At 68.7% G+C, this 16,388-nt stretch carries 18 protein-coding genes; 5 read left to right on the top strand and 13 right to left on the bottom strand.

Going from position 1 to position 16,388, the window contains the following annotated elements; translation table 11 throughout:
- Nucleotides 1–243: 243 nt before the first annotated feature.
- From ACFY9N_RS07475 to ACFY9N_RS07465, 3 genes are read left to right on the top strand one after another with little or no spacing between them, the layout of a single operon-like run.
- Nucleotides 244–519, top strand: a complete 276-nt coding sequence (locus tag ACFY9N_RS07475; protein ID WP_391477789.1) for a hypothetical protein — start codon at nt 244–246, stop codon at nt 517–519.
- Between the two features lie 13 nt (nt 520–532).
- Nucleotides 533–1,621, top strand: a complete 1,089-nt coding sequence (locus ACFY9N_RS07470) for a GNAT family N-acetyltransferase (protein ID WP_391477788.1) — start codon at nt 533–535, stop codon at nt 1,619–1,621.
- The gene (locus tag ACFY9N_RS07465; protein ID WP_391477787.1) at nt 1,618–2,694 is read left to right on the top strand and encodes a GNAT family N-acetyltransferase; all 1,077 of its coding nucleotides are present in this window, start codon (nt 1,618–1,620) and stop codon (nt 2,692–2,694) included. The genes ACFY9N_RS07470 and ACFY9N_RS07465 overlap by 4 nt, the downstream gene beginning before the upstream one ends.
- A 12-nt stretch (nt 2,695–2,706) precedes the next feature.
- Here the strand turns inward: ACFY9N_RS07465 and mutM are convergent, their stop codons facing one another.
- The 6 genes from mutM to ACFY9N_RS07435 all read right to left on the bottom strand — a co-directional run bounded on the left by mutM (nt 2,707) and on the right by ACFY9N_RS07435 (nt 7,820).
- Nucleotides 2,707–3,570 carry a bifunctional DNA-formamidopyrimidine glycosylase/DNA-(apurinic or apyrimidinic site) lyase gene (gene mutM, locus ACFY9N_RS07460; RefSeq protein ID WP_391477785.1) on the bottom strand — a complete coding sequence of 288 codons (864 nt, stop codon included), beginning with the start codon at nt 3,568–3,570 and terminating at the stop codon, nt 2,707–2,709.
- Complete coding sequence (gene rnc / locus ACFY9N_RS07455) at nt 3,563–4,255, bottom strand: ribonuclease III (protein WP_391477784.1); 693 nt, start codon at nt 4,253–4,255, stop codon at nt 3,563–3,565. Before rnc ends, mutM begins: the two co-directional genes overlap by 8 nt.
- A gap of 13 nt (nt 4,256–4,268) precedes the next feature.
- Complete coding sequence (rpmF, locus tag ACFY9N_RS07450) at nt 4,269–4,478, bottom strand: 50S ribosomal protein L32 (protein WP_247622624.1); 210 nt, start codon at nt 4,476–4,478, stop codon at nt 4,269–4,271.
- A gap of 2 nt (nt 4,479–4,480) precedes the next feature.
- Nucleotides 4,481–5,029, bottom strand: coding sequence for a YceD family protein (locus tag ACFY9N_RS07445; RefSeq protein ID WP_391478468.1), 549 nt, complete (start codon nt 5,027–5,029; stop codon nt 4,481–4,483).
- Between the two features lie 63 nt (nt 5,030–5,092).
- Nucleotides 5,093–5,590 carry a pantetheine-phosphate adenylyltransferase gene (gene coaD, locus ACFY9N_RS07440; RefSeq protein WP_391477783.1) on the bottom strand — a complete coding sequence of 166 codons (498 nt, stop codon included), beginning with the start codon at nt 5,588–5,590 and terminating at the stop codon, nt 5,093–5,095.
- A gap of 55 nt (nt 5,591–5,645) precedes the next feature.
- Nucleotides 5,646–7,820, bottom strand: a complete 2,175-nt coding sequence (locus ACFY9N_RS07435) for an ATP-dependent DNA helicase RecG (RefSeq protein ID WP_391477782.1) — start codon at nt 7,818–7,820, stop codon at nt 5,646–5,648.
- Nucleotides 7,821–7,881: 61 nt separating this feature from the next.
- Here ACFY9N_RS07435 and rsmD point away from each other — a divergent pair, with 61 nt between their 5' ends.
- The gene (gene rsmD / locus ACFY9N_RS07430) at nt 7,882–8,487 is read left to right on the top strand and encodes a 16S rRNA (guanine(966)-N(2))-methyltransferase RsmD (protein WP_391477780.1); all 606 of its coding nucleotides are present in this window, start codon (nt 7,882–7,884) and stop codon (nt 8,485–8,487) included.
- Here rsmD and thiL read toward each other — a convergent pair.
- Entirely contained in the window at nt 8,457–9,452 is a 996-nt protein-coding gene (gene thiL, locus ACFY9N_RS07425) for a thiamine-phosphate kinase (protein WP_391477778.1), read from the bottom strand. The two genes, rsmD and thiL, sit on opposite strands and share 31 nt — an antisense overlap.
- A gap of 23 nt (nt 9,453–9,475) precedes the next feature.
- Here thiL and ACFY9N_RS07420 point away from each other — a divergent pair, with 23 nt between their 5' ends.
- Nucleotides 9,476–9,961 (top strand): DUF3515 family protein, encoded by a 486-nt coding sequence (locus tag ACFY9N_RS07420; RefSeq protein WP_391477777.1) that lies wholly within the window; start codon nt 9,476–9,478, stop codon nt 9,959–9,961.
- Between the two features lie 10 nt (nt 9,962–9,971).
- Here the strand turns inward: ACFY9N_RS07420 and ACFY9N_RS07415 are convergent, their stop codons facing one another.
- The 6 genes from ACFY9N_RS07415 to leuC all read right to left on the bottom strand — a co-directional run bounded on the left by ACFY9N_RS07415 (nt 9,972) and on the right by leuC (nt 16,315).
- A complete protein-coding gene (locus tag ACFY9N_RS07415; protein WP_391477776.1) occupies nt 9,972–11,054 on the bottom strand; it encodes a D-alanine--D-alanine ligase family protein in 1,083 nt (360 codons plus the stop codon).
- Complete coding sequence (locus tag ACFY9N_RS07410) at nt 10,960–12,093, bottom strand: NAD(P)H-dependent glycerol-3-phosphate dehydrogenase (RefSeq protein ID WP_391477775.1); 1,134 nt, start codon at nt 12,091–12,093, stop codon at nt 10,960–10,962. Before ACFY9N_RS07410 ends, ACFY9N_RS07415 begins: the two co-directional genes overlap by 95 nt.
- Nucleotides 12,083–12,838 carry a lysophospholipid acyltransferase family protein gene (locus ACFY9N_RS07405; RefSeq protein WP_391477774.1) on the bottom strand — a complete coding sequence of 252 codons (756 nt, stop codon included), beginning with the start codon at nt 12,836–12,838 and terminating at the stop codon, nt 12,083–12,085. Before ACFY9N_RS07405 ends, ACFY9N_RS07410 begins: the two co-directional genes overlap by 11 nt.
- Before the next feature lie 5 nt (nt 12,839–12,843).
- Entirely contained in the window at nt 12,844–14,211 is a 1,368-nt protein-coding gene (gene murA / locus ACFY9N_RS07400) for a UDP-N-acetylglucosamine 1-carboxyvinyltransferase (RefSeq protein ID WP_391477772.1), read from the bottom strand.
- Between the two features lie 65 nt (nt 14,212–14,276).
- The gene (leuD, locus tag ACFY9N_RS07395; protein WP_391477771.1) at nt 14,277–14,873 is read right to left on the bottom strand and encodes a 3-isopropylmalate dehydratase small subunit; all 597 of its coding nucleotides are present in this window, start codon (nt 14,871–14,873) and stop codon (nt 14,277–14,279) included.
- 2 nt (nt 14,874–14,875) lie between these two features.
- Nucleotides 14,876–16,315: a 3-isopropylmalate dehydratase large subunit gene (gene leuC / locus ACFY9N_RS07390; protein ID WP_391477770.1), complete on the bottom strand. Its 1,440-nt coding sequence runs from the start codon at nt 16,313–16,315 to the stop codon at nt 14,876–14,878.
- Nucleotides 16,316–16,388: the final 73 nt, after the last annotated feature.

Below are 16,388 nucleotides of genomic sequence, written 5' to 3'. Positions count from 1 at the left end.
CGGTAACCGATCTCGGCGTCTTCGGCACCGCTGTCTCCTAGTACAGCACCTGCCCTTCGCTGATCCCCGTCGAGGGGATCGCTCCGCGTCGATCGCCCCGTGCGCCGCCGCTGATCGTCACCGGTCCTCGGCTCCGTCATCCGGCATCCGCCCTCCGCGCCATCCGCGCTCGTCCGTCCGCTCCTTGCAGACGTCGACGTCGCGCTTCCGCACCTCTGCACACCCCTTTCGAAGGAAACAATCGTGAACATCACGCTGTCCCGCAACATCACCCACCCACCGGATACTCAGGACCGCACGGTCCTGCACATCCCCGAACACGACGAGCTTCGCGCGCTGTCGCTCGGCGATCGCCTGTCTCTGCGGGTCGGCCTCTGGCTGCTCCGCCGGGCGCAGCGTCCCCGCCGACCGAAGCGCAAGTTCGCTCCGGCCGCACCGCTGTTCCTTCACGAGCAGCACCGCAGCCCCCAGGAGACCGCGACGATCCTCGCGTACCACCTCCAGCGCCAGATGCACTGAGAAGGAGGATCAGATGAGCATCCCCCTCAGCGCAGGCGCGACCCTGCATCCGCTCGCGGTCCCGGCCCGAGCGGATGCAGCGGACGCGGGCGAGTTCCGTGAACTCGCCCGCGTCCGCAACCTCGTGTACCGCGAACTCACCGGACGAGACGAGCAGGACCTGTCCCCGAGCGAGCTGCTTCCCCGATTGCGGTCACGGGAGGAGCAGAAGACTCTCGTATGGGCCGTTCGCCTCTCTGACGAGATGATCGGGCGCGCGATGGTCGATCTCCCCCTCGAAGAGGGATCGCGAGTGGCGACCGCGACGATTGAGCTGCGCCCGCATGCATGGGGCCGTGGAATCGGACGAGCGATCCTTCCGCACATCGAGGATGCCGCGCGATCCCATGGTCGCAGCGTCATCCAGAACTCGACGGAACAGCCCGCCACCGACGGCGTGCAGCTCCCGTCGCCTACCGGTTACGGCAGCGTCCCGGACGACCACGTCGCCCGCTTCCTCACCCGGAGCGGCTTCTCGCTCGAACAGGTGTATCGGATCAGCCTGCTCGAGCTCGACGCCCCGGCGCGGGCGAGGCGCGTGGACCTCTCCGCCGAAGCGCAGGCGGCCTCGAGCGACTACCGGATCGTGACGTGGACGCTGCCGACCCCGGACGCGCACGTCGACGGATACGCCTGGTTGAAGTCGCGGATGTCGACGGACGCACCGTCGGCCGACCTCGACACCGATGAGGAGGCTTGGGATGCGGCGCGCGTGCGCCGCATGGAGCAGCGCCAGGCCGAGGCGGGACACACCCTGCAGGTGACCGCCGCCCTGCACATCCGCACCGGCGAACTCGCGGCGTTCACCGAACTCGGCACCGGCACGGGCGGATCGACCACGACGATCCAGCACGACACGCTCGTGCTGCGCGAGCACCGCGGGCATCGGCTCGGACTACGGGTGAAATGCGCCGCCCTCGCGGCGTGGAACGACGTCGCTCCGTCGTCGACGCGGGTGATCACCTACAACGCCGAAGAGAATCGGCCCATGCTCGACATCAACGAAGCGATGGGCTTCACTGCGTGCGCCTACGAGGGCGTGTGGAAGAAGGAACTGACATGACCGCTCCGATCACGATCGTCCCCCTCGTGGCTCCCGCCGCGCTCGACGGCGACGATGCTGCGGGCTTCCTCGCGTCCGGCGAACTCGGACACCGAGTTTGCGACGAGATGGTCGGCCTGCCCGACCTCGCGCCGACGGCCGCGCAGATGCTCCCCGCGTGGCACGACGCGACCGATACTCTGCATACCGGCTTCCTCGCCCGACGCGGCGATCTCATCGTCGGCGCGGTCACCATCGACTACGCGCAGGATGCCGGGGCGCGGGCGGCGGAGTTCGACCTGCTCGTGCCGGAGGAATACTGGGGTGCGGGCGTGGAAACGGCGCTGCTCGATCGGGCGGAGGACGAGGCGCGCACCCGCGGACGCGACGTCCTGCAGATCTGGAGTCTGCACCGCCCGGTCGAGCACGATCGGATGCTGGTACCGAAGACAGGATGGGGACGGGTGCCGGCGATCGGGCTCACCGACCTCCTCGAGGTGCAGGGGTACCTTCTCGAGCAGGTCGAGCGCAACAGCGAACTAGACCTCACCGCCGACCCGACGCCGCTGCGCGAGTCGCTGGCGCGCGCGGTGGAGCGGGCGCGGGCCGACTACCGCCTGGTCGAATGGAACCTGCCGACCCCGCCGGAGCTGCGCGACGGGTACGCCGATGTGCTGGCGCGCCTGGTGACCGATGCTCCCAGTGGCGACATGGAGTTCGACGCGGAAGTGTGGGATGCCGCGCGCGTCGTGCGCCGTGATGCGCGTCTCATGGGCGCGGGTCAGATGGTCTCGGTCGCTGCAGTGGAACACGTGCCGAGCGGCGCGATCGTCGCGTACAACGAACTGCTGATCGGGGAAGACCGGTCGGGAGTGACGCACCAGTTCGGCACCCTCGTCGCTCGAGAGCACCGAGGTCATCGCCTCGGCACCATCGTGAAGTGCGCGAACCTGCTGCGGTGGCGCGGTCTCGCTCCCGCCTCCACGCGGGTCTCGACCTTCAACGCCGAGGAGAACCGGCCGATGCTCGACATCAACGAGGCGATCGGCTTCGTGCCGGTATCGTATGCCGGCGCGTGGCAGAAGAAGCTCTGAGGAGGGCACCGATCAGCGGCGGCGCTGGCAGCGCGGGCAGTAGTGCGACGAGCGGTTCATGAAGGCCTCCCGCCGGATCGGGCCGCCGCACCGCGGGCACGCCTTGCCGTGCCGCCCATAGGCGTTCAACGAGTGGGCGAAGTAGCCGGCCTGACCGTTGACGTTGACGTACTGCGCGTCGAAACTCGTCCCGCCCTCGGCAAGGGCCTTGGCGAGCACGGAGCGCACCTCCCCGAGAAGCCGACGCACGGCCTGTGTCGACAGCCGCTCGGCCGGAGTCTCGGGGTGGATGCGTGCGGCCCACAGCGCCTCATCGGCGTAGATGTTGCCGATGCCGCTGACGACCGTCTGATCGAGGAGCACTCGCTTGATCGCGCTGCCGCGTTTCGCCAACGCGGTTCGGAAGATCACGTCGTCGAAGAACGGATCGATCGGGTCGCGAGCGATGTGCAGCACCTGCGAGGGCACCATGCTCGGTCCGTCCGCGACGAGCGGGTCGACGGCGAGCGATCCGAACGTGCGCTGGTCGGCGAACACCACGGCCAACTCGCCGTGCGTCGGATGCTGGATGTGCAGCCGGATTCGCTCGTGACGCTCCGCCGACGCATCGGGGGCACGCAGCAGCATCTGTCCGCTCATCCCGAGGTGCGCGATGAGCGCCGCGCCGTCGGACTCGAGCGGCAACCAGAGGAACTTGCCGCGTCGCGAGGCCGTGACGACTCGGCGTCCTTCCAGGCGCTGGACGAAGTCCGCGGAGCCGGTCGGATGCCGTGTCAGGGCGCGCTCGTCGAACACGCTGACACCCGCGATCGTGGCGCCGGTCATGGCGGGGGCGAGCCCCGCTCGGACGACCTCGACCTCGGGAAGCTCAGGCACGTTCGCTGAGGAAGCGCCAGGCGCTGAGCGCCGCGGCCATCTCGGCCGTCTTCTTACTGCTGCCGAGACCGTTCATGCGCACGTCTCCGACGACGACCGTCGCCGTGAAACGTCGGTCGTGATCCGGACCGCTCGCGACCACTCCGTAGACGGGCGGCGTGGCACCGATGCGCGCGGCGAGCTCCTGCAGGCTGGTCTTCGGGTCCATCGCCGCACCGTAACGCTCGGGGTCATCGAGCAGCGGTCGGGTCAGGCGCAGCACCAGTTCGGTCGCGGCATCCGGTCCCGCCGAAAGGAAGGTCGCACCGATGACGGCTTCCATGGTGTCGGCGAGGATCGAGTCCTTGTCGCGTCCACCGGTCTGCTCTTCACCACGCCCCAGCAGCAGATGGCTGCCGAGGTCGATGCCTCGCGCCACTTCGGCCAAGGCGACCGTCGACACGACGCTCGCCCGGCGCTTCGCCAGCTGCCCCTCATCGAGTTCGGGGTGCGTCGTGAACAGCATCACCGTCACCGCTTGCCCGAGCACCGAGTCGCCGAGGAACTCGAGACGCTCGTTGTGCGGGATGCCGCCGTGCTCGTAGGCGTAGGAACGATGGGTGAGGGCCAACTCCAGAAGCTCCGCGTCGATATCGACGCGGAGCTTCTCGGGGAGAGGTCGCTTCGCCTCAGGGACCTCCGTCACGATGACTCGCGACTCAGACGTCGGCGACCTTGCGGCCCTTGTACTCGAGGAACAGCTCGGTGCCCTGCGAGTCGGTGACGACCTTCGCCTGGTGCGGACGGCTGTAGACGACCTTGCCGTTCTCGATGGTCTTGACGAGCGCGACGGGCGCCGCCTTCCACTGCGCGCGGCGCGAGCGGGTGTTCGAACGGGAAACCTTGCGCTTCGGGGGGTTACCAGCCATGACTAGCTCTCTTCTTTCTCGGCGGCGCGGCTCTGTGCCGTTCCGTCTTGGTCTGTGATCTGCTGGAGCGCACTCCATCGAGGATCGATGGGAGCGGCCTGCTCCGTTCCGGTGCTCGCGGTCAGCCTTTCGCCCGTTTCCGGGTCGAGACCCAGGCAATCCGGCTGACACACCGGCTGAAATGGAAGCGCCAAAACGGTCGCATCCCTGACGAGAGTTTCAAGATCCACGTGGTCGTCTTGAACCTCGAAGTCAGTTTCTTCCTCACCAGGATACGCGAAAAGCTCCTGGAACTCGACTTCGACGGGCCGAGCGATGTCGATCAGGCACCGCCCGCACACCCCGACGTACTCGGCATCGGCGGCGCCGGAGACCAGAATCCCCTCGTGCACCGACTCGAGACGCACGTCGAGATCGAGGTCCGATCCCTTCTCGAAGGCGACGATACCTTCGCCCCACTGCTCGGGAAGCGCCACCGTGAAGGTATGCTCGCGCATCTCCCCCGGCCGCCGGACGATGTCGCGGACGGGCAGGATGAAGGGGCCGTTCAGTCGGGATCGCACCCGACAATGCTACCGGCCCTCATGGAGACAGGGCTGGACGAACGCTCCGTCTCAGATACCCCGGGCACCCGTATCGAGGAACTCCGCTACCGCCGGCGGCACGAACGGCGAGATGTCGCCGCCGAGGGAGGCCACCTGGCGGACGAGGGAACTCGACACCAGGGCGTGCGCGGGATCGGGCAGGAGGAACACGGTCTCGATGTCCGCGAGGTGGCGGTTCACGATCGCCATCGGCGACTCGTAGGCCACGTCGATCTGCGAACGGATGCCTTTGACCAGCACTCCCGCGTTCACGTCGCGCGCGTAGTCGACGAGCAGGCCCATGCTCCACGAGCCGATGACGATGTTGCCGGGCATCCCGTCGTCGGCGATCGACCGTTCCAGCAACGACATGCGCTGCGCAATCGGAAGCATCGCCTCCTTGCCCGGGTTGTGCACGACGAGCACGTGAAGCTCGTCGAACAGGGTCGCGGCCCGCCGGATCACGTCGAGGTGTCCGAGCGTGGGCGGATCGAAGGAACCGGGGACGACGGCGATCCTGCTGCTCATGCCCACCAGCCTAGGGCACCTCGTCGATGCGCTCTCCGAGAGCCGATCCTCGGTCTTAGTTCTTCGCGAGCGCCGCTCTGTCTTCGTCGCTCACGCGTCGAAGGATCGCGTCGCGCAGACCCGCGTGTCGCTCGAGGTCGAGGTCGGACGCGAGAATCTCCTCCCCCAGCTCGCGCGCGCGGACGATGAGGCCCGCATCCTTCACGACCCGGAGAAGCTTCAGTGACGAACGAACTCCCGCCTGGGCGGCACCGAGCACGTCGCCCTCGCCGCGCAGCTCGAGATCGACCTCCGCCAGCGCGAAGCCGTCGAGCGTGGCCGCGACGGCATCGACGCGCTCGCGGGCGACGGAGCCGGCCTCGGCCTCCGTCACCAGGAGGCAGAGACCCGGCACGCCACCGCGGCCGACTCGTCCGCGCAGTTGATGCAATTGAGACACGCCGAAGCGATCCGCGTCGAGGACGATCATGGTGGACGCGTTCGGCACGTCGACACCGACCTCGATCACGGTCGTCGCGAGCAGCAGGTCGATCTCGCCTCGCGCGAACGCCTGCATGATCGTGTCCTTCTCGTCGGACGGCATACGTCCGTGAAGGACCGCGCGTCGCAACCCGCCGAGAGTCGGATGGGTCGCGAGAGCCTCGTCGAGTTGCACGACGCCCCAGCGCGGCCCGCCTGCCCCCTCCGGCGCGAGCGCCGGCTGCTCCCCCGCCTCGCCGGTCTTCTTGGTCGTGTCGATGGCCGCGCACACCGCGAAGACCTGACGTCCCTGGGCGATCTCCTCCGCCGCGCGTTCCCACACCCGGTTGAACCACCCGGGATGCTCCGCGAGCGGAGCGACGAACGACTCGATACCCGCGCGTCCCGCGGGCATCGTCCGAATGACCGACGTGTCGAGATCGCCGAACACCGTCATGGCCACCGTGCGCGGGATCGGCGTCGCGGTGAGCACGAGCGCGTGCGGGCTGGATCCCTTCGCGCGCAATGCCTCGCGCTGCTCGACCCCGAAGCGGTGCTGTTCATCGACCACAACGAGCCCGAGATCGGCGAACGTGGTCTTCTCGCCCAGCAGCGCATGCGTGCCGACGACGATCATCGCCTGTCCCGAGGCGACCCGGAGCGCGGCTTTGCGTCGCTCGGCAGCGGGCATCTGTCCGGTGAGGAGTGTCGGCATCACGAGCGGCGCCAGCTCGCGGCCGAGCATCTTGGTGATCGAGCGCAGATGCTGCCCCGCGAGAACCTCGGTCGGAGCGATGAGCGCGGCCTGACCGCCGCTCTCCGCGACCTGGAGCATCGCCCGCAGGGCGACGAGAGTCTTTCCCGAGCCGACCTCGCCCTGCACCAGGCGGTTCATCGGCCATTCGCCGATCAGATCCGCGGCGACCTGAGCCCCGACCGTCTGCTGATCGGAGGTGAGGGTGTACGGCAGCGCCGCGTCGAAGCGCTCGAGCAGACCTCCCGGTGAGGCGGCACGCGGCGTCGCCGAAAGTGCGCGCACCGCGTCTCGCTGTTGGAGCAGAGCCGTCTGCAGCGTCAGCGCCTCGTGCATCCGCAACGTGCGCACCGCAGGATCGATGTCGTTCTTGGTGCGCGGGCGATGGACGAGTTCGATCGCCTCGCGTGCGGTGAGGAGCTCCTCACGTACCCGCACGGACTCCGGCAGCGGATCGGGCACGTCGACGAGCGCATCGATCACCCGGCCGACGAATCGAGCGATCTGCCAGGTCTGGACCGTCGACGTCGCCGGGTAGATCGGGATCGGCACCGAGGCGCGGGCGTCCGCGCGACGACGCGCCGAATCCTCGTCGTCGAAGAGCTCGTACTCCGGGTGCGCGAACTGCGTCACGCCGTTGAACTCGCCGACTTTGCCGGAGAAGACACCCCGTCGCCCCACGGCGAGATCGTTGGATCGCCACTCCGCTTGCCCGATGTTCTTCGCGAAGAACGTCAGCGACATCCGCCCGATGCCGTCGCCGATCACGACATCCACCATCGCTCCGTTGCGGTTGCGCATTCGGCGGAAGCTCGATGACAGCACCTCGGCCACGATCGTCACCGTCTCGCCGAGCGGGAGTTCGCGGATCGGGGTCAGCTCCCCCGGATCCGCGTAACGGCGCGGATAGTGCGAGAGCAGGTCGCCGACGGTGCGCATCGAGAATGCTCGATCGAGCGTCTTCGCGGTCGTCGTACCCAACGCGTCGTCGAGCGACGAATCCAGGGTGAGCGACATGCATCGAGTCTAGGGAACGCCACCGACACCCGCGTCACCCGCCCTGTCGTATCGTGAACGGGTGACGAGGATCATCGCCGGTACGGCCGGAGGAACGCGCCTGGAGGTGCCGGATGCGGGCACCCGCCCCACGAGCGATCGGGTGCGCGAATCGCTCTTCGGAGCGCTCGAATCGTTCGGCGCGATCGACGACGCGCGGGTTCTCGATCTCTACGCCGGCTCCGGCGCCCTGGGCCTGGAGTCGCTGAGCCGCGGAGCTCGCAGCGCCGATCTGGTCGAACGGGCACGCTCCGCCGCGGCGATCGTGCGGAAGAACTCCGCCGCGGTCGCGCGAGCAGGCGGCGTCGCGATGGCCCGCGTACACGAGAGCGCCGTGCATCCGTTCCTGGTTCGTTCGCAGGGCCCGTTCGACCTCGTGTTCACCGACCCTCCCTACGACCTCGACGACGAGGCGATGACCGCGGATCTCGTCGCCCTCTCCCCACTGCTCTCCCCCGATGCCCTGGTCGTCGTCGAGCGGGCACGCCGATCGACGCCCCCGGATCTCGAAGCCGCGGGGCTCGAACTCGTGCGCGAGAAGACCTACGGCGACACCACCGTCTGGTGGGCTCAGCCGCTCCCGCACATGGAGGGCGATCAGCCCGCAGCCGAGTCCCAGTCGCGATAGGGGTCCCATCCCGCGACGTCGACGGGTTCGCCGTCGCAGAGCACTCCGTCGCCGCCTCTCTCGACCACGCGTCCGATCAGGCGGAAGCCCGGCGCGAGCATCCCCTCGGGGAAAGTGGCGAGCAGAGCATGGTCCTCGCCCCCGGCCAGGGCACGACGCGCATCGGAACCGAGCGCATGCCCGTGCAGGGCGAGGGTGACACCCGAGGCATCCGCCAGACGCCCCGCATCGAGCGCCAGCCCGTCGGACACGTCCATCATCGCGGTCGCGCCCGCCACCGCGGCCATCGGGCCCAGCCCGATCGGCGGGGACGGCCGCAGCTGGGCGGCGACTGCGGACGCCTCCCCCTCTCCGAGCTTCGAGGGGTCGACCGGCACGGGCGTATCGCCGTCGCGGAAGCGACCGAAGAGCACCGCCAGCCCGTGGGCCGCGAGTCCGAGCTCGCCGGCGATGGCAACGGAATCCCCCGGTCGCGCTCCCGCGCGGGTCACGCCCGGGCGCCCCTCGAGATCTCCGAGTGCGGTGACCGCGACGGTCAGCACATCCGAGACCGTGAGGTCGCCGCCGACGACGGCGCAACCCGGTGCGAGTGCCGCGCAGGCCTCGCGGAAGCCATCGGCCAGCCGCTCCACGAACGACAGCCGGAGATCACGCGGCACGGCCAGCGCCACCAGCAGGGCCGTCGGACGAGCACCCATCGCGGCCACATCGGCGAGGTTGACCGCGGCAGCCTTCCACCCGAGGTCGTACCCCGAGGTCCAGGCGAGACGGAAGTCGGGCCCGTGCACGAGGGTGTCGGTCGTCGCGACCACCGAGCCCGACGGTGCGGCGATCACTGCCGCGTCGTCTCCGGGCCCGAGGATCGTGTGCGCACCGGGCGCCGTGCGCGAGAGGATGGCGCGCAGGACCTCGCCCTCCGACAGTTCGCCGAGCAGCGGGTCGTGGTTCTCGGGTCGGGAGGGCATGAACTCAAAGGTAGCCTGGAAGCATGCCCCTCTTCCGCCGCCTCGCTGCTGCCGTTGCGGTCGCCGGAGCCGCAGCGATCACGCTCGCCGGATGCTCCACGACGATCCACCTCGAGCCCGCCGACGACGCGAACAACCCCGCCTGCGCGAACGTGTCGGTGCTGCTGCCCGAGAACGTCGCCGGCTTCGATCGGGTGTGGACGGATGCCCAGGCCACCGGTGCGTGGGGCGAGCCGACGATCGTGCTCCGCTGCGGCGTGGCCCCGCCCGCGCCGTCGGATCTCGTCTGCACCACGATCGGCAGCGTCGACTGGCTCGTGCTCGATCAGGAGGAGGAGCGTCAGCGCCTGGTGACCTACGGGCGCGACCCCGCCGTCGAGGTCATCATCCGGCGCGGCGCCGAGATCGACTTCCGCACCGTCGTCGAGAAGCTCTCGTCCAGCATCCAGCCGGGCCTCGAGCGGGCGACGGCGAGATGCACCGACCGCGTCGAGGCTCCCGAGAGCTGATCGAGGCCGATCAGCGGCGCAGGCCGGCCTCGATGAGCTCGGAAATCAGGTCGCCGTACGTGAGCCCGGAAGCCACCCAGCACTTCGGGAACATCGAGATCGGAGTGAACCCCGGCATCGTGTTCAACTCGTTGACGACCAGCTCCCCCTCGGGCGTGAGGAACATGTCGACACGAGCGAGACCGCGACCGTCGACGGCCTCGAACGCGCGCACACCCGCACTCTGGATCGCCGCGATCTCGGCATCCGTCAGCACGGCCGGGCACACGACGTCGACACCGTCTCCGCCGAGGTACTTGCCTTCGAAGTCGTAGAACCCCCGCGACGTCAGGACGATCTCGCCGGGCAGGGATGCCCGCACGCCGTCGGCGCCCTCGAGCACCGCGACCTCGATCTCTCGTCCGGTGACACCGGTCTCGATCAGGACCTTGTCGTCCTCGGCGAAGGCGATCGCCAGCGCCGCATCGAGTTCGTCCGGCGCCTCGACCTTCGACACTCCGACGCTCGACCCCGCGCGCGCCGGCTTCACGAACAGCGGGAGACCCAGCTTTGCCGCTTCGGCTCGCACCGTCTCGGCATCCTGCTCCCACGCCCGGCGACGAACCGTCACCCAGGGCGCGACGACGATGCCCGCCGCCTGAAGCGCGATCTTCATGAAGTGCTTGTCCATGCACAGCGCGGAATCGAGCACGCCGCCGCCGGCGTACGGCACCTCGAGGGTGTCGAAGTACCCCTGGATCGTGCCGTCCTCGCCGTGCGGACCGTGCAGGATCGGCAGCACGACGTCGATCTCGCCGAAGCCCTCGACGGTTCCGTCGACGCGGACGACCCGCAGCGTGCGGTCTCCCCCGGGCTCGGGCCACAGCACGCGCGTCCCGTTGTCGACGACCTCGGGCAGGTGCGCCGCGTCGAGGGGGAACTTGGCGGGGTCGTCCTCTTCGAGCACGAACGCACCCTCTCGCGTGATCCCGACCGGGATCACGTCGTAGCGGCTGCGATCAATCGCGCCCAGCACTCCGCCCGCCGTTGCGGAACTGATCGAGTGCTCGCTGGAGCGCCCTCCGAACAGCACCACCACCGTCTGCTTGTCCATGGTTGGTCCTCTCCCCCTGGGGGGTGTCGTCGTCCGTCGTCAGGTGGGGTGCGATGTCGCGCGGGCTCATCTTGCCGTCGAGCACCATCTTCACCTGTTCGACGATGGGCATGTGCACTTCGGATTCGCGGGCGAGCTGCAGGATCGGCGCGACGGACGCGAGTCCCTCGGCCGTCTGCTGCATCTGCTTGACGACGTCCTGAAAGCTGTACCCCTGGCCGAGCAGGCGCCCGGCCGTGTTGTTGCGGCTCAGTGGCGACTGGCAGGTGGCGATAAGATCGCCCAGACCCGCCAGGCCCTGGAGGGTCTCCGGATGCGCGCCGTTCGCGACCGCGAAATCGGTCATCTCGACCAGTCCGCGGGTGATGATCGACGCCTTCGTGTTCTCTCCGTAACCCACGCCGTCGACGATTCCGATCGCGACGGCGATGAGGTTCTTGAGCACGCCGCCGAACTCCGTGCCGATCACGTCGGTGTTCACGAAGGTGCGGAAGTAGTCGTTGCGCGCAGCACGGGCGACTGTCTCTGCGGTCTCCTGACTGCGCGACGAGATCACGGCTGCGGTCGGTTGCTCGCGAGCGATCTCGAGAGCGAGGTTCGGGCCGGATGCCACGGCGACCCGATCCGGGTCGCAACGGAGCTCCTGCTGGATCACCTGGCTCATCCGCAGCCCGGTGCCGCGCTCGACGCCCTTCATGAGGCTGACGATCTTGGCGTCCGATCCGGCGAGCAGCGGCCGCAGTGCTTTCAGATTCTCGCGCAGCGACTGACTGGGGACCGAGAGATAGACCTGATCGGCACCGTCCAGCGCGGTCGCCAGTTCATGCGTCGCCGCCATCGACCGCGGAAGGTTGATGCCGGGAAGGTATCGCGAATTGCGCTTCGCCTCGTTGATCTCCTGGGCGAGCTCGGCGCGGCGCGCCCACATCGTGACGTGGGCACCGCCGTCGGCCAGGATCTTGCCGAAGGTCGTGCCCCAGCTGCCGGCGCCGATCACGGCGACCCGAGGGCCCTGGTGCGGCGTTCGCTTAGGAGTCAAGGCGACCCGTCTCCCTCTGGCCGTGCGTCGAGGGGTTCCACCGCTCGGCGGGGGCCTTCTCGTCGCGCAGTTCCTCGAGCAGAGCCGTGATCGCGTTCATCAGCCGTGTCGTCGCCTCGTTCAGCGCGGTCTGATCGCCGCCGCGCCCCTGCAGGTCGGAGACGTCGACGGGGTCGCCGACGATCACGTTCACGGGCTTCCGGAGCGGCCAGAGGCTCAGCCCCTTCTGGTAGCGCCCCATGATCTCCTGGGTGCCCCACTGGGCCATCGGGATCAGCGGGATGCCGTCGGTGAGAGCCAGTCGCACCGCACCGGACTTGCCGCGCATCGGCCACAGGTCGGGATCACGCGTGAGCGTGCCCTCGGGGTAGACGATGACGCCGCGACCGTGCTCGACGATCTCCTTCGACTGCAGCATCGTCTGCTTGGCCGCGGTGGCCGACGACGCACGCGCCACGGGGATCATCCCCGTCTTGCGCAGGATCCACCCGAGCACAGGGACGCGGAAGAGACTCTCCTTCGCCATGAACCTCGGGGCACGGCCGATCCGCCAGACGGCGACCGCCACGATCAGCGGATCGAACTCCGAGTAGTGGTTCGGCGCGAGCACGAACGCGCCGTCCCGCGGGAGCTTCTCGGGGTTGCGCACCCGGATCTTCGCGATCAGGGAGACGAGCGGGAGCACGATCGCCGCGACCGGCCAGAAGATGCTCGGCCGCGTTGTCTCCGGCGACCTCTTGCGCATCGGCGTCACCGGAGGACGTCGAAGTCGGCGCCGAGCGCGTCGAGCTTCGCGAGGAACTTCTCGTAGCCGCGGCTGAGGATGTCGACGCCCGAGACCTTGGACTCGCCGGAGGCGGTGAGCGCCGCGATCACATGGCTGTAGCCTCCGCGGAGGTCGGGCACGACGATGTCGGCTCCGTGCAGCGGGGTCGGTCCCGTGATGACGGCGGCCTGCTCCAGGTCACGGCGGGGCACGCGACGCGGACCGGCCTGCAGTCCGCGCGGGTGCACGACGATGTCGGCGCCCATCTTCACGAGGGCCTCGGTGAAGCCCATGCGGTTCTCGTAGACGGTCTCGTGCACGACCGAGCGGCCGTTGGCCTGGGTGAGCGCGACCACGAGAGGCTGCTGCCAATCGGTCATGAAGCCGGGGTGGACGTCGGTCTCGACGACGACGGGGCGCAGTTCGCCCTCGCGACGGAAGAGGATGCCGTCCTCCTGGATGTCGAACCATCCGCCCGCCTTGCGGAAGACGTTGAGGAAGGTGAGCATCTCCTGCTGCTTCGCGCCGCCCACGAAGATCTCGCCGTCCGTCGCCAGAGCGGCGGAGGCCCACGAGGCCGCCTCGTTGCGGTCGAAGATCGACCGGTGGTCGTAGCCGCGGAGCTTCTCGACACCCTCGATCAGGATGACCCGGTTGGGCTCGTAGGAGATGATCGCGCCCATCTTCTGCAGGACGGCGATGAGATCCATGATCTCGGGCTCGATCGCGGCGTTGCGCAGCTCCGTCACGCCTTCGGCGCGGACAGCGGTCAGGAGGACCTGCTCGGTCGCGCCGACACTCGGGTACGGCAGGTGGATGTTGGCGCCGTGCAGACGGCCGTTCGGCGTCGACAGACGGATGCCGCTGGGGAGCTTCTCGACGACGGCGCCGAACTTGCGGAGCGCATCGAGGTGGAAGTCGATGGGGCGGTCGCCGATGCGGCATCCGCCGAGGTCGGGGATGAACGCCTGACCGAGGCGGTGCAGGAGCGGACCGCAGAAGAGGATCGGGATTCGGGACGCGCCGGCGTGGGCGTCGATCTCCTCGAAGTGGGCGGACTCGACGTCGCTCGGGTCGAAGACGAGGGCACCGGGTTCGTCGCCCTCGGTCACGCGCACGCCGTGCACCTCGAGCAGCGACCGCACGACGGCGACATCGCTGATCGCCGGGACGTCGCGGAGGACGCTGACCGTCTCGCCGAGGAGGGACGCGACCATCGCCTTGGTGGCGAGGTTCTTCGCGCCCTTGACGTCGACGCGGCCACGCAGGGGGCGTCCGCCTCGAATCGCGAGGACGTCTCCGGTGAGTGCGGGGACTCCGTCCGGAAGAGCGTCGCGCACGGGTGTCGTCATTCGGAGCCTCACTTCAGTTCACTGTGTTCGGGGCGGGTGCCCCTCAGCCACCCGCCCCCACCGCGTTACTGAACGGGAAGGGTCCGGGGCCGCCACGACTCGCGACGGGCCTCGAACTGCGCGATCTTGTCTTCGTTGCGCAGCGTGAGCCCGATGTCATCGAGCCCTTCGAGGAGCCGCCATCTAGTGTAATCGTCGATACCGATCTCGGCCTGGATGTCGCCGATCGAGGCGGTGCGCGCCTCCAGGTCGACGGTCATCCGAACCCCGGGATTCCGCTCGACCTCGGCCCAGAAACGCTCGAGATCCTCTTCGGAGATCGTCGCTGCCAGCAGGCCCTGCTTGCCCGAGTTTCCGCGGAAGATGTCGGCGAAGCGGGGGCTGAGCACGACCTTGAAGCCGAAGTCGCGCAGCGCCCAGACGGCGTGCTCGCGGCTCGAACCGGTTCCGAAGTCGGGGCCGGCGAGCAGCACCGACGCACCCTGGTACGGCTCCTGATTCAGCACGAACTCAGGGTCCTGCCGCCACCCGTGGAACAGCGCGTCGTCGAAGCCGGTCTTGGTGACCCGCTTGAGGAAAACGGCCGGGATGATCTGGTCGGTGTCGACGTTCGACCGCTTCAGAGGAGCGGCGATGCCGGTGTGGGTGGTGAACTTCTCCATGATCAGACCTCCAGATCGCTCGGGCTCGACAGGGTTCCGCGGATGGCCGTGGCCGCCGCGACGAGCGGGGACACGAGGTGCGTGCGCCCACCCTTGCCCTGCCGGCCCTCGAAGTTACGGTTCGAGGTCGACGCGCAGCGCTCCCCCGGTGCCAGCTGATCGGGATTCATCCCCAGACACATCGAGCACCCGGCGAAGCGCCATTCGGCGCCGAAGTCCTTGATGATCCGATCGAGGCCCTCGGCCTCGGCCTCGATGCGCACACGGGCCGATCCGGGGACGACCATCACTCTCACGCCGTCGGCCTTCTTCTTGCCCTCGATGATCGACGCGAAGGCACGCAGATCCTCGATCCGGCTGTTGGTGCACGACCCCATGAAGACGGCATCCACCGGCACCTCCTTGAGGGGCGTCCCCGGCGCGAGGTCCATGTACTCGAGGGCGCGTTCCGCTGCGGCCCGCTCGTTCGGATCGGTGATCGCGGCGGGATCCGGCACAGCAGCCGAGAGGGAGCTGCCCTGACCGGGGTTGGTGCCCCAGGTGACGAACGGCTCGAGATCGTCGGCGTCGATGACCACCTCGGCATCGAAGGTCGCGCCGTCGTCCGACGGCAGCGTGCGCCAGTAGGCGACGGCATCCTCCCAGTCCTGGCCCTTCGGAGCGTGCGGACGCCCCTCGAGGTAGTCGAAGGTGATCTGGTCGGGCGCGACCATCCCGGCGCGGGCGCCGGCCTCGATCGACATGTTGCAGATCGTCATGCGCCCCTCCATCGAGAGGGCGCGGATCGCACTGCCGCGGTACTCGAGCACGTAGCCCTGCCCGCCACCCGTGCCGATCTTCGCGATCACGGCGAGGATGATGTCCTTGGCCGTGACACCGGGACGCAGCGTTCCCTCGACGTTGATCGCCATCGTCTTGAACGGCTTGAGCGGAAGCGTCTGGGTCGCCATGACGTGCTCGACCTCGCTCGTGCCGATGCCGAAGGCCATCGCTCCGAACGCACCGTGCGTCGAGGTGTGCGAATCGCCGCACACGACCGTGATCCCCGGCATGGTGAGGCCGAGCTGCGGGCCGACCACGTGGACGATCCCCTGCTCGGAGTCGCCCAGCGAGTGCAGACGCACCCCGAACTCGGCCGCGTTGCGACGCAGCGTCTCGATCTGCGTGCGACTGGTGAGGTCGGCGATCGGCTTGTCGATCTCCCACGTCGGCGTGTTGTGGTCCTCGGTGGCGATGGTCAAGTCGAGGCGACGCAACGGTCGCCCCTCCGAACGCAGACCGTCGAAGGCCTGCGGGCTGGTGACCTCGTGCACGAGGTGCAGGTCGATGTAGATGAGATCCGGCTCACCGTTCTCGCCCTTGACGACCAGGTGATCGTCCCAGACCTTCTCGGCCAGGGTTCTCGGGCGTGAGGAATCGACGTCGACTGCGGGGGTGTTCATGGCTCTTCTCCTGAAGCTGGCGGTTCGGCCCACGATGGACTCCGCGACGAGGAGGGGCTCAGAACGAGTTCTC

Source organism: Microbacterium sp. NPDC008134 (assembly GCF_042957055.1).
GTDB lineage: Bacteria > Actinomycetota > Actinomycetes > Actinomycetales > Microbacteriaceae > Microbacterium.
The sequence above is the reverse complement of the archived record's forward strand: the minus strand, read 5'-3'. Positions and strand labels throughout refer to the sequence as shown.